Origin of the sequence: Acinetobacter terrae, from assembly GCF_002135195.1 — a bacterium.
GTDB lineage: Bacteria > Pseudomonadota > Gammaproteobacteria > Pseudomonadales > Moraxellaceae > Acinetobacter > Acinetobacter terrae.
In genome coordinates, this window is the sequence record NZ_NEGF01000008.1 from 67464 (window position 1) to 81356 (window position 13893).

The window sequence follows — 13893 nt, forward strand, 5'->3', positions numbered from 1 at the left end:
TATTACTTTGTAAAATTATTACATAAATTTATAACTGTTTCAGCTTCTTCAAAGGATATTGTCGGCCCCATAGGCAAACTTAACACCTGCTGATGAATACTCTCAGTCTCAGGAAAACTCAAATTATTCCATTCTTTATAAGCTTGCTGCCTATGAGGAGGAATTGGATAATGAATTAATGTTTGCACGCCATTCTCAAATAAATACTGTTGCAACTCATCTCGATATTGCGTTTGAATCACAAATAAATGCCATACGTGTTGCTTATACTCGCTTGCATTTATTTTATCTAAAGGTAATTTAATATATGAGTTTCTTATTTTAGATAAATACAAATTGGCAATTTGACGGCGATGAGTGATTTCTTGATCCAGATATTTTAACTTTATATCTAACATTGCTGCTTGTATTTCATCTAAACGGCTGTTTACGCCCGGTACCAAATTTTTATATTTTTCATGCGAGCCATAATTTCTCAAGGCTTTCAACATATTTGCTAGTTCTGCATCATTAGTTGTTACTGCCCCCGCATCACCTAAAGCCCCCAAGTTTTTACCTGGATAAAAGCTGAACCCTGAAGCATCACCCCAATTCCCAGCTTTAATGCCCTCAACTTCAGCACCATGAGCTTGCGCTGAATCTTCTAACACCAATAAATGGTGTTGTTTAGCGATCTGCATAATTTTTGGCATATCTGCTAATTGTCCATATAAATGAACAGGTAAGATCACTTTAGTCTTTACAGTAATTGCTGATTGAATTGCATCAATAGAAATATTAAAAGTATTCTTATCTGGTTCTATCAATACAGGTATTAGGTTATTTGCCGTAATTGCCAAAATACTCGCAATATAAGTATTAGCAGGCACAATAATTTCATCACCATCCTGAAGTTTGCCTAACTCTTTCCATACACGTAAAGTTAGAATTAAGGCATCCAGACCATTTGCTACACCTATAGCAAATTTAGTACCACAATATTCTGCAAAATTTTGTTCAAAATTTTCCAGCTCTTGACCGCCAATATACCAACCCGAATCAATAACACGAGTACAGGCCTCGATCAATTCTTCGCGGTATTGATGATTGATCTTTTTTAAATCAAGAAATGGGATCATTCTGTTATAAAACCTTTAATAAAAGCGGGATTACCAATCACTATTGCCTTTGGGGGAACATCTTTGGTCACAACTGCTCCTGCTCCAATCATAGATTTTTGACCAATTTTAATACCGGGTAAGATGGTTGCATTCGCACCAATACTTGCTCCTTCTTCAATAATAGTTCTTAGAAACTCTTCTGGATATTGTTTAGAGCGAGGATGTTTATCATTGGTAAAAGTAACATTAGGGCCAATAAATACATTATCTTGGACTGTAATACCATCCCAAATGAATACGCCTGATTTCACTGTTACATTATTACCTAGCACCACGTCATTTTCAATTAAGGTATGTGCACAAATATTACAATTTTTCCCAATTTTAGCTTTAGCTAGAATCACGCTATATTGCCAAACATGGCTATCTTCACCTATTTGTGAACTTTGCACATCAGCCAAAGGATGAATAAAAGGTTTATGTACTTCTTTTAAAAATTCTTGATAATCACGGATGTAATCCGATTCGTCATAGTATTCACTGGCCAGAACAAGCAGAACACAATCCTCTGAAAAATCATGCATTTCATGCCACACCATAGGTGGAATTTTTAACCCTCGATTAGATTGAGACAATATTACTTCTTGCTTTTGTTTGCCATTATCCATCAATATTTTACAACTACCCTGAATGCAAAAAGCAATTTGCTGTAGTTGTTTATGTGCATGAAATCCGCGAGGAACATCAGAATGTGCACCAAAAATATAATAGAGCCTCTGAATATTGAAAGGGATATTTTTATTCGCTTCGGCAACAACAAGGCTACCTCGATGATCGCCTAAATTAGGTAACTCAATCCACTGTATTAAACTCATCCTTATTCACTTACCAACGAAATCAAATATTGACCGTAGTTATTTTTACTCATACTTTTGCCAATATCTAAAACTTGTTCTATAGTCAACCAGCCTTGATTAAATGCAATCTCTTCAAGACATGCTACTTTGTAGCCTTGACGTTTTTCCAGTGTTTCAACGAATTGTGCCGCTTGCAATAAACTTTCATGAGTACCGGTATCGAGCCATGCAAAACCGCGTCCCAGCAGTTCAACATTTAAATCGCCTCGCTCCAAATACATTTGGTTCACTGTAGTAATTTCCAACTCACCGCGCTCTGATGGTTTCACCTGTTTCGCAATTTGAATAACATCATTATCATAAAAATATAAGCCAGTAACCGCAAAATTAGACTTTGGATTTTTTGGTTTTTCTTCTAATGAAACTGCACGCTTTTGATCATCAAATTCAACCACTCCAAAGCGTTCAGGGTCTTTGACTTGATAACCAAATACCGTTGCACCTTTTTCACGTGCAATGGCTTGTTTCAGCATAGGTGTAAAGCCTTGACCATAAAAAATATTATCGCCAAGCACTAAACAGACATTACTGTTGCCAATAAAGTCTTCACCAATAATAAACGCTTGTGCCAAACCATCCGGACTTGGCTGAACTGCATATTTTAAATCTATGCCAAATTGAGAGCCATCTCCAAGTAGGCGTTCAAAATTTTCCTTATCTTCAGGGGTCGTAATAATCAAGACCTCCCGAATACCTGCCAGCATTAGTACCGAAAGTGGATAATAGATCATCGGTTTATCATAAATTGGCAGAAGCTGCTTCGACATACCCTTGGTAATTGGATATAAACGTGTACCGGAACCGCCAGCCAGAATAATCCCTTTAGTATGTATAGACATTATGATTGAACACCTAATCTTTCGCGCTGATAGCTGCCATCCTGCACACGGCGGCACCACTGTAAATTATTTAAATACCATTCTACTGTTTTACGCAGGCCTGTTTCAAAGGTTTCTTCAGGCCTCCAATCCAACTCACTAGCGATTTTTGAGGCATCAATCGCATAACGTACATCATGCCCAGGACGGTCTGTTACATAAGTAATTAAAGATGTATAAGACTGCTGATCTTCTCGTGGCTTTAACTCATCGAGTAATGTACATATGGTCTTTACGACTTTGATATTCTGCTTTTCATTATGGCCGCCAATGTTATAGGTTTCCGCTATTTTGCCTTGCGATGCCACCCGATATAATGCCTTTGCATGATCTTCGACAAATAGCCAGTCACGAATTTGTTGACCATTTCCATACACAGGTAATGCCTTTCCATCTAAAGCATTCAAAATCATTAAAGGAATCAGCTTTTCTGGGAAATGATAAGGACCATAATTATTGGAACAATTGGTCACAATCGTCGGTAGACCATATGTTCTATACCAGGCCCGAACCAGATGATCTGAACTGGCTTTACTCGCAGAATAAGGTGAACTTGGTTCGTATGACGTTTTTTCTGTGAATAAATCTGTGGTTCCTTCTAAATCACCGTAAACCTCATCTGTAGAGATATGGTGGAAACGAAAACTCTTCTTTTTATCTGCATCTAAAGTTAACCAATATTTTCGGGCTGCTTCTAAAAGCGTATAGGTTCCCACAATATTAGTTTGAATAAATGCTGCCGGACCATCAATTGAACGATCTACATGAGATTCAGCCGCTAAATGCATGATCACATCAGGTTGAAAATCTTTTAGCGCCTGCTCCAAAGCAACAGTGTCACAAATATCTATTTGCTTAAATGAATAACGGGGATTATTTTCTATTTCTGCAAGAGATTCTAAATTACCAGCATAGGTCAGCTTATCAATATTCAAGACTTCATCCTGCGTATGATTGATAATGTAGCGCACAACCGCAGAGCCAATAAAGCCTGCGCCACCTGTAACCAGAAACTTAATCATAATACCCCCTTATATAATCGATGGATTATATTCTATTTCTCTCTAAATTCTAATAAATTTAGATACTTAATAAAAATTTATTCAGTTTTTCTGCTATTTTTGAAAATTGATATTCATCAATTACTTCAGAAAATGCTGTTTCTGCATATTTTTTAAATTTATTTGGATTTTCGATTAAAAAATAAATCTTTTCAGCTAAACTCTCAGAATCACCGCACTTCGCCATTAAGCCATTTTCACCATCACGAATAATTTGCTGTACACTAATATGATCACTAGCCACTACAGGCTTGCCCCAGGAAAAAGCATCTAAAATAGCCAAAGGTTGGGTGTCATTCATGGTGGGTACAACCGCAATATCAATGTCTTGATAAAATTTTATTTTTGCATCCCCACCAATCCAGCCTAAAAATTCAATCTGATCTTTTAAGCCCAAACGGCTAGTCTGCTCCATTAAAATATTCTTTTCTTCACCTTCACCGGCTATAAGCAACCGGACATCACATCCTTTTTGCTTTAATAGGGCAACAGCATCAATTAACAGATGAGTTCCCTTGTAATCTACTAAACGCGTCATGATGCCCAAAACAGGTGGATTTTTTAAAGATGAGGAAAATATAGGTTTTTGCTCGGGCAAATAAACCAAATTAGATATAACAGCTTGTGGTTTTTTGGATAGATCAATTCCTTTTTTACCTGAAGCCTCTGCAACACATTCAGCGACATGCGGTGTAATGTGTATAAAGCCATCAGCGCGCACAGTTCGTTTGACATTATGACTGTGATTTATTGCAATGACCGGAATCTCTTTTCCGCCGAATAGCATCGCATTTTTAAAAAGGCAAACTGCTCTGCCACTATGGGCAAGAATAACGTCAGGTCGTTCCTTATCTAACCATCTTTTAATCTTATAAGCGGACCAAAAATCATAAAAACCAGAGTTTGAAAAGTATTCAATCTTTCTTCCATAGTGGTCTAATTTTTTATTGTCTTGACTGGCAACAACGATAAGCTTATGCCCTTTACTCTCTAGGGCATTACTCATATTCATCATCGCATTCCAACGCCCACCTGAGGCATCGCCAAATACACTATTTACAATTTTGAGACTTTTGGTCATAACCCTATTTTATCGTTATTACGATAAGTAAATTTAATTAAAAACTTGCTATTATATAATGAAATTCCATAAACACAATTTACCCATGCTGCCAAAACCTACATTATCAATTCTCATTGTTCATGATCAACGGGCAGGTCATCTCAATCCAAGTTTAGGTGTTTGTGATCAAATTGCAGAAAGTTTTGAAACAAAAATTAATCAAATAAGAACGCCAGATTTAAAAAAATGGTGCGTCAGCTTATTAAAAAAATTATCTTGGTATCCAGTACTATTCGACCGCTTTGCCCGAATCATTTATAAAAATACTGTAATTCAGCAGCATTACGATTTAATCATTTGTTCTGGCATGCCTAATTTACTGTATGCAATTTATTTAAGTCGCACCTATCATGTACCTATTTACTATGCCGGTGATACAAGAAAAGTGAATGATGCATTAATTCAATGTACCATTACCGCACTGCCACAGAATATTCAGGCTCAACAAGTGGTCTTGGCCACCCCCCCGGTAAAAAAAGAGTTTACTCAACTTCAAACTAACCCTCTTGATTTAAAGTCTGCGTTACTGGTCTTGGGTGGACCAACAACAGAACATCCTTTTCAAACCACAGACTATGAAATTATTATTTCGAAATTCTTGAAATTATGTTCAGATCATCATCTTACCGCTTACATTACCAATTCACGAAGAACACCTGACTTGGCGTTAACCTGGAATACGCTTAAAAACAATGCCAATGTTCAGCTCCAGCTTATTCATGATCCCCAATCGAAAAAATTCAGTGAACTTATACAGCTCTCCAGCTATATTTTTGTTACTGAAGACAGCACCTCCATGCTTGCTGAAGCCATTCAGTCAGGACGCTTTATCTCTTCCATTTACACGCCAAACTCTGTATTCGAAGCCTTAAATAAAAAATACCTGGACGAGGGACTCATGAGCAGACAAGCTCTGAATGAGACCTTTAGCCTACCCAAACAACGTAATTTAGCCAAATTAAACCTAAGCCACCCCATCATCGCCGCCATTCAACATCATCTGGACGTTCACCCATGATTTCTATTGTTCTCACTCACTTTAATAAGGGTTTGCTACTTAACCGCACAATTGAGTCTTTGCAGCCGTGGGATGATATCGTGCATGAAATTATTGTAGTGGATGATCATTCCAGTGATCCTGAATGGGTAAAAAATGCCGAATATATTGTGCGTACCTATCCTAAAATAAAAGTGATTCAAAACACCGAGAATAAAGGGCCGGCAATTCGGTTAAATCAGGGAGGATTTGCAGCCACTGGAGATTATCTTTTTTTTATGGATTCGGATGATGTTCTGGCTCCAAATCACCTGCATGTTTTTTTAAAAGAAATGCAAAAACAACAGGCAGATCTATGTTATGCAAAAAAAGTTAAAATCCACGATCTGAATGAAATTCAAAAACACACTGCTACCGTGTGGAAAAGTAGTACCAATGTGCTTAATTACATGTTGAAAAATAATATTATGCAAATGTGTGTGATGTGTACGCGTGAGCTGTTTCTAAAAGCTGGTGGCTGTAATGAACATTTGTTTATTCAAGATGAATCTTTAGCATTAAACTTGGGTAAACATTCCAAAAAAATTATTTCCACTGACCTACACAGTGTTTTTGTAATCTTAGATAGCGAAGAAACGAAACGTGTTCGAGGTGAAAATCGCCTCTCGCGTCACCTCGAACAACAACACTTCGATATGTTTTTTACCATTCATGATTTTTTAAATAATTATCCCGAAATTGACCAAGAAAATAAAACGATTCTGGTGAAAAAAGCATTATCTACCTATTGGAAAAGTATTCGCAAGACCCCTCAGCAACGCTTTTCAGATGTACTGATTTATTTGGGTAGCCGGATGAATCCCTTAAAAACCTGGGATAAACACCATCAACATTTAATTGAATATTTTAATCAGCTCGACCATGTACGCAAAATTTCACCGTAAACAGGACAATTAAGCACGTTTACCCAATTTAAGACGTAATTTCACGGTAAACATCGAATCTTTACCACTGATTTTAATGCGCTGTAACTGCATAAAATCAGGCTGCTCTGAATCTATGCCTTCGTTTGTGGTTACAGCATTGCTATAGCCGACCTGTTTTGCGATTTCTACATCACGTTCCGAATAAATACCAAAGGGATAAGCAAAACTTGTAACAGACATATTGGTTAATTGTTCCAGTTGAACTTTAGATTCAGATAGTTCATTTAAGCATTCAACGTCATCTAATTTATCAAGATTCGCATGAGTCATAGTATGTGAGCCTATCTCTACCCAACCACTTTGTGCCAAAAACTTCACGTGCTCATCATTCAATTTAGGTTCACGAGCCAGTTCACCACTATTATGATGGGCTTTCTTATAAGTTGACCAATCACGATCATGACGATCAACCACTACATAAATAGTCGCTTTAGCTTGGTATTTTTCTAAAATTGGATAGGCATTTTCCAGGTTATCCAGATAACCATCATCAAAGGTAATCGCGACGGTTTTTTCAGGATGCTTACCCCAATTGGCTTGTAATTCCTGCATGGTGACAAAATGAAAACCTTCGGCTTTCATCCACGCGACCTGTTTTTCAAATTCAGTCGGTTTAACACGCAATTTATTAAACTTCGCACCATCAATATGGTCTCTGACCATGTGATACATTAAAACCCGAGGACGTTTCCAATCTACTGCTGGTTTCCACCACGCATATTTATAACTAAATGCAATCATGAGAATCAGCAATAGAAGAAAAAAATAAATCACAGTTTAAACCTAATTATTTGGCTAAGAGATATGTTGCCACACGCTCTGCTTCTTTAAAAGCATGAGGTTCAGGTAACTCTTGAATTGAAGCACTCACGGAAACCAAATTAGATTGAATAATTTGATCTACGGATTGAGTAATGCGGTCTTGTTTCAAATGATCAATCTTGATCACACCCACCTGACATCCCGCTGTTAATGCCTCAAAAATCATCGAAACACTATCTTCAGTCACCCAAACCGCTTCTGCCTTCTGCATTTCTTCAAAAATCCAGCCTTGCGGTGTCTGCTCAACAGGAAATATTTTTAGCTTTGTTGCAAATGCTTTTTCATTCAAATGATCTAAAAATTCTTTCGGTGTACGTCGTGAAGTAGTCAGAATAATCTCAGCTTGAGGATGCAGATCAACTATTTGCTGAATTGAATCTAAAACTTTTGCTTCATTCCACTGATGTCGCTTGGATGATCCACCGAGTGCAATTAAAAATCTATTTTGCTGATGTCTCTGTTCATTCACAATTGGATTTAGAGCACCTTTTGTGGTGATCACATGCTTCGATGCCTCAACACCATCATGTTCAGGAATAATTGCATAATCAAACCAGGTAACCGGAAAATTCGGTTTCATTAAAATCACGGTTTTCGCCTGAGGATATACCCGACCGAGCAGTAAAACGCGCAACTGGGTATGACTGCCTACACCAAAAATATAATCAGGCTGCTGCTGTAGCGCTGTAATGTTCTTGTTAAAAATTGCTGACAATAAGCTAAAAACTGGCAATTGATCTATGGATACTTCTTCGAAGGTGACTTCATCCGCACTTTGTCTTTGCATCGCTTTACATAAGCCAATTGCTTGTGAGCGATGCCCTGCTTTGCCATCACTGACATAGACAATATGCATAAAAAGTATCCTTAAAAGAAAATAAACTTAAATCTTAATCAATAAAAAAGGCGAAAACCGAGTTTTCGCCTTTTGATCTTAGCTGATCAACTTATTTTACGTAAGTCAACCAATGTGCATATTTAGGATCTTTACCCTGAACTGCATCAAAGAATGCTTTTTGAATTTGTGTAGTGATTGGACCACGTGAACCACAACCAATTTCGCGATCATCATATTCACGAATTGGCGTCACTTCCGCAGCAGTACCAGTAAAGAAGGCTTCATCACCAATGTAAAATTCATCACGGGTGATACGACGTTCAAACACTTCATAGCCCAAGTCTTTGGCAATGGTAATAATGGTTTGACGCGTAATACCGTCCAAAGCACCGCCAGCGATATCTGGTGTATGCAAAGCACCATCTTTTACCAAGAATACGTTTTCACCTGAACCCTGACATACATAGCCTTGTGGGTCCATCAACATTGCTTCGTCGTAACCAGAATGTGCAACTTCTTGGTGTGCAAGAATAGATAAAGTATAGTTACCTGATGCTTTTGCCTTACACATCGTCACGTTAGGATGATGATGGGTAAATGATGAAGTCTTAACACGAATACCTTTCGCCATCGCTTCATCGCCAAGGTAAGCACCCCAGCTCCATGCAGCCACAGTGGCATGAATGGTATTGTCAGTTGCAGCGATACCCAATTTTTCAGAACCGATAAAGATAATTGGACGCAAATAGCAAGACGCCAGTTTATTTTCACGTACGACATCAATTTGAGCTTGCTCTAGAGTTTTTTGATCAAATGGAACTTTCATTTGATAAATTTTTGCAGAGTTGAGCAAACGTTTTGTATGATCCTGAAGACGGAAAATCGCAGTTCCGTTAGGGGTCTCATAAGCACGGACACCTTCAAACACACCCATACTGTAATGTAAGGTATGTGTTAAGACGTGGATTTTTGCCTCACGCCAATCAACCATTTGTCCATCTTGCCAAATAAAACCATCACGATCAGCCAAGTTCATGGCGCACTCTCCAAATTTTTATACACAGTCATCTTTATCCAATGCAAATATTTGCAGTTGGATCAATTAATCTTTGCCATAACTTGCAAACGATCACGCGGGTATCGTGCCAGTCCGCAGCATTCACTTGCATGGATTGATTCGCAAGGGCTAAACGGTGGCTCTCGGCTCGTTCACTGAGATAAGCTTGAATCAATGCTGTCGCGTCGTCGCTGGATAAGCAACCTGCTTTTGCGGCATCTTCAAGGATTCGTACATTGTCGGAGTAATGGGCGAGATCGGGATTCGACCCACTCCAGGCTAACACCGCATACTGTGCCATAAATTCGATATCAACGATACCACCTGCGTCCTGTTTTAAATGAAAAATTCCATCTTTTTGCTGTTCTTTCGATGAACCTAAATGGTCTTTCATTTTTTGGCGCATCTTCAAAACTTCTTCCCGAACTTTGGCTTCATCCCGTGGTTGGGTCAAAATAAGGCACCGTAATGCTTCAAATTTTTCACGTAAACTTTTTTCACCAGCAATAGATCGTGCACGAACTAAAGCCTGATGTTCCCATACCCAGGCACTTTTCAACTGATACTGCTCAAAGGCTTTTAGACTGGTCACCAATAACCCCGCCTCACCCGATGGACGCAAACGGGTATCAATTTCATAGACTCGACCATCCAGAGTTTGCGTGGTCATCAGCGACATCAACTTTTGAGCAACCCGCATGGCAAACTCGAACCCACTAATCGGTTTCTGGCCATCAGTATCGCCCTGTTCACTCATATAATGAATAAACACCAGATCCAGATCGGAGCCGTAGCCCATCTCAATCCCACCAAGCTTTCCATAGCCTGCCACGACAAATGCCATGTGATCAAGTGAACAACGCTGTCCCTCGGCATCAAGCGGATAACCATGTTTTTTTGCAGTAATTTGATAAGCCAAATGTAATGTTGCATTGACCGAGACTTCTGCAATATCGGTTAATGCATCTGACACTTTCATCAATGGGCTTTCGGCTAAAACATCACTGGCTGCAACCGCCAAGACATTGGATTTTTTGAATAATCTCAGAACTCGCATTTGATCTTCTACTTGATCAATTTCAATGCGTAGCAGTTGTTGTCGGAGTGAATCTTCCAAATCCTGACGTTTAGGCAATTCAAAATCCATCGACAAGAATTCATCCAACAACACTGGATAATGGGTGAGTTCTTCACATATCCATGGGCTAACGGTAGACATTTTCACCAGACGCTGCAGCGCCCCTTTGCTTTCAATCAGCATCACCAGATACACTGTCCGACGCATCACCGATTCAACTAACGGCATTAAGCGTAATAATGCCACTTGCGGTTTATCCGACTGCAAAATGGCTTCAATGAGATGCGGCCAAAAGGTTTTTAAGCGTTGCACTGCTTTAGCAGGCAATTTCTTTAGTGCATGTCCATACCAAAATTCATGGATGAGATTTTTTGCATTGTCATCCAAAACATCATTGAGTTGTTTTTCCAGCTGGGTAAAGCTTTCTATTAATGGATCAGGTTCTTTTTCTTTAATCAGGTGTTCAAACTGAAAAATAACTTTCGCGCGTTTCTGATTCAGAAATGCAATGAAGAACTCCCAATCAGCAAAGCCTAAAGTTTCAATCATACGCTGACGTAAATCAGGCTCACTCGGTAAGGACTGGGTTTGCTGATCATTCAAGGCTTGGATGGCATGTTCAACACGGCGCAGGAATAAATACGCATCTTCCAGTTCAGCCACGGCTTGCACATCTAGCAAACCCACCTCACCCAAATGATGCAGGCTGACTAAACATTGACGATCTTGCAATTCAAGCTTTGAGCCACCGTAAATCAGCTGAAAAACCTGAACAATAAATTCGACTTCACGAATACCACCTGCACCAAGCTTAATGTCATCTTCAATATTACGGCGCAGTACTTCGCGCTCAATCATTGCCTTCATTTCACGCATAGCTTCAAATGCGGTGTAATCAACATATTTACGGAACACGAAAGGTCGGGTCATATCCAGAAGTTCACTGCCTTCTTTTCCACCAGTCACAATACGCGCCTTAATCCAGGCATAACGTTCCCATTCACGCCCATGCTGACTTAAGTATTTTTCCAACGCAACATGACTAATCGCCAGTGCCGAACCATCACCCCATGGACGCAAACGCATATCGACACGGAATACAAACCCATCTGCGGTCATATGATCCAGCAGATAAATCAGTTTCTGTCCCCACAAAATACAGAACTGCTGTACATCAATGCATTTACGACCATTGGTTTCACCTTGCTCATCAAAGGCAAAAATAAGATCTATATCACTTGAAAGATTAAGTTCTTGAGCACCCAGTTTACCCATGGCGACCACAATTAAATCTTGCACTGTACCGTTGTAACCCATCGGCTCTCCGTGCTTTGCAACCAGAGGAACTCTTGCGAATTTTTTTGCTGCACAAATAGATGCATCGGCAAAGTCTGAAAGCTCACGGGTCAACTTGACCACATCGGTAAGTTGATTGGCATCTTGCCAAATCCAGCGAAACATCAAACGTGCGCGAAGAACACGAATGGCACGCATCCATGTGCTTTCATCGGTGATGTTGTCTAAAGCAGTATCAACAAAATTCTGGATTTGATTAGTGCTTAAAGGAACGAGAAATTGGTCAATTGCATAATCTTGTTCGAGGAGTACTGCATGATTTCCCAATACTTGTTCTGCGTATTGGCTAGCACGTAATGTTTTGTGCAATTGTTCCGCATTCATTTTCAAACCTTCAGCCGAGTTTTTTCTAGTTATATCAGCTGAAAAGAAATAGTGGAAAATAAATTTAGCATTCTGTTCTGATTTATTCAGTAATGGCTTGCTTCATGCCATTCAAAGATAAAGTTTGATGCGCATTCAGGGCTGTCGGTAAAGAGACTTTAAACGTCGTCCCCGTACCTTCTTTGGATTGCACAGAAATTTTGCCTTGATTCAAATCGACGAAACGTTGACATAACACCAAGCCCAATCCCATGCCTTTCTCACCGGCAGTGCCTTTAAAACTTACCGTTAAGCGGGGTTGGAAAAGCTCGTCAATCTGCTGTTGAGTCATTCCCAAACCGGTATCTTGAATGTATATATCAACATACTGTGCGGATTGTTCTGCATGAATGGTGACTTTCCCGGTACCATCGACATGGGTGAATTTCAGTGCATTTGAAACCAGGTTCTGTAAAACAGAGGTCACCATATTAATATCGGCATAGACTTTTATATCGTCAGGCACTTGATCAATCAGCTGGATATTTTTCTTAACCGCCAAGCTATTCAAGACATCAAAAACAATTTTTGAGGATTGTTTTAAATTAAAATTAATCGGGTGGTAAACAAAGCGCCCACCTTCTGCCATAGCCCAATTCAATAAACTTTCCAAAAGATTATAGGTCGACTGTGAAGTGTCCAATAAATAATCGGCAATACTCTGAATATTAGCATCATCCAGTGTTTCTCGCTCTTGAGCCAACACTTCCGAGAAACCGATTAAGCCATGAAATGGCGCACGCAGATCATGCGCAATAATTTGAAAAAACTTGGTTTTACTGAAATTTAAAGCAGATTGCTGTTCATATAATTCTTTCAGCTCTGCATAGTTTGAACGTAATTCAATGATATTAATCAGGCTCATGGCAAATTCATGCACCAGCTGTAAATTTGCCTCATTAAAGGCTTCAGTCTGCTCATCGAATAAAAGGACTTGTCCAATAGACTCTGTTTTATTAATTTTTAAATCGAAACCGACAATTCGGTTATGCCCAACACCCAAATCATGCACATGTTGAGAAAAAGCAGCATAGTTCTTATGTTTTGTTGTGAGAATAGTATCGCCTTCAAAAAAGGAGACTAAATTAGCTTCTTTTTGCGCATGAAACGCTTTAAACGATTCAGGTGCAGAATACCAAATATAGGGTTCATGATGAAAAGCAAGAATGCCACGCTCTGCTTGCAGAATGCCGCGCGCAAACTTTAAAAAACCTTCGACACGATTTTCCGAAGTAAAAACACCAAGCAATAACGATATTCTACATGCACTGAGTTGCTCAGTTTCCGAGCCTATTTCGAGTAACTGCATTTTCATAT

Annotated in this window: 12 protein-coding genes; 2 read left to right on the forward strand and 10 right to left on the reverse strand. The window is 39.1% G+C overall.

The window, feature by feature from the left end:
- Positions 1–2: 2 nt before the first annotated feature.
- The 5 genes from B9T23_RS10205 to B9T23_RS10225 form a co-directional block, all read right to left on the reverse strand.
- A complete protein-coding gene (locus tag B9T23_RS10205) occupies positions 3–1118 on the reverse strand; it encodes a DegT/DnrJ/EryC1/StrS family aminotransferase (protein WP_086194024.1) in 1116 nt (371 codons plus the stop codon).
- On the reverse strand, positions 1115–1975 hold the full coding sequence (locus tag B9T23_RS10210) for a WxcM-like domain-containing protein (protein WP_086194025.1): 861 nt from the start codon (positions 1973–1975) through the stop codon (positions 1115–1117). Before B9T23_RS10210 ends, B9T23_RS10205 begins: the two co-directional genes overlap by 4 nt.
- A gap of 2 nt (positions 1976–1977) precedes the next feature.
- Positions 1978–2856 carry a glucose-1-phosphate thymidylyltransferase RfbA gene (rfbA, locus tag B9T23_RS10215; RefSeq protein WP_086194026.1) on the reverse strand — a complete coding sequence of 293 codons (879 nt, stop codon included), beginning with the start codon at positions 2854–2856 and terminating at the stop codon, positions 1978–1980.
- Complete coding sequence (gene rfbB, locus B9T23_RS10220) at positions 2856–3914, reverse strand: dTDP-glucose 4,6-dehydratase (RefSeq protein ID WP_086194082.1); 1059 nt, start codon at positions 3912–3914, stop codon at positions 2856–2858. The genes rfbA and rfbB overlap by 1 nt, the downstream gene beginning before the upstream one ends.
- 61 nt (positions 3915–3975) lie before the next feature.
- The gene (locus tag B9T23_RS10225) at positions 3976–5037 is read right to left on the reverse strand and encodes a glycosyltransferase family 4 protein (protein ID WP_086194027.1); all 1062 of its coding nucleotides are present in this window, start codon (positions 5035–5037) and stop codon (positions 3976–3978) included.
- Positions 5038–5095: 58 nt separating this feature from the next.
- On the opposite strand from B9T23_RS10225, the gene B9T23_RS10230 reads away from it, so the two are divergent.
- Entirely contained in the window at positions 5096–6097 is a 1002-nt protein-coding gene (locus B9T23_RS10230; protein ID WP_086194028.1) for an ELM1/GtrOC1 family putative glycosyltransferase, read from the forward strand.
- Positions 6094–7020 (forward strand): glycosyltransferase family 2 protein, encoded by a 927-nt coding sequence (locus tag B9T23_RS10235; protein ID WP_086194029.1) that lies wholly within the window; start codon positions 6094–6096, stop codon positions 7018–7020. The genes B9T23_RS10230 and B9T23_RS10235 overlap by 4 nt, the downstream gene beginning before the upstream one ends.
- A 9-nt stretch (positions 7021–7029) precedes the next feature.
- On the opposite strand, the gene B9T23_RS10240 is transcribed toward B9T23_RS10235, so the two are convergent.
- From B9T23_RS10240 to B9T23_RS10260, 5 genes are all read right to left on the reverse strand, one after another.
- The gene (locus B9T23_RS10240; protein WP_407640423.1) at positions 7030–7803 is read right to left on the reverse strand and encodes a polysaccharide deacetylase family protein; all 774 of its coding nucleotides are present in this window, start codon (positions 7801–7803) and stop codon (positions 7030–7032) included.
- Between the two features lie 46 nt (positions 7804–7849).
- Positions 7850–8740 carry a mitochondrial fission ELM1 family protein gene (locus B9T23_RS10245; RefSeq protein WP_086194031.1) on the reverse strand — a complete coding sequence of 297 codons (891 nt, stop codon included), beginning with the start codon at positions 8738–8740 and terminating at the stop codon, positions 7850–7852.
- A 91-nt stretch (positions 8741–8831) separates the two neighbouring features.
- Positions 8832–9758, reverse strand: a complete 927-nt coding sequence (locus tag B9T23_RS10250; RefSeq protein ID WP_086194032.1) for a branched-chain amino acid transaminase — start codon at positions 9756–9758, stop codon at positions 8832–8834.
- Between the two features lie 34 nt (positions 9759–9792).
- Complete coding sequence (gene glnE / locus B9T23_RS10255) at positions 9793–12537, reverse strand: bifunctional [glutamate--ammonia ligase]-adenylyl-L-tyrosine phosphorylase/[glutamate--ammonia-ligase] adenylyltransferase (RefSeq protein ID WP_086194033.1); 2745 nt, start codon at positions 12535–12537, stop codon at positions 9793–9795.
- An 82-nt stretch (positions 12538–12619) separates the two neighbouring features.
- Positions 12620–13891 carry a sensor histidine kinase gene (locus B9T23_RS10260; protein WP_086194034.1) on the reverse strand — a complete coding sequence of 424 codons (1272 nt, stop codon included), beginning with the start codon at positions 13889–13891 and terminating at the stop codon, positions 12620–12622.
- Positions 13892–13893: the final 2 nt, after the last annotated feature.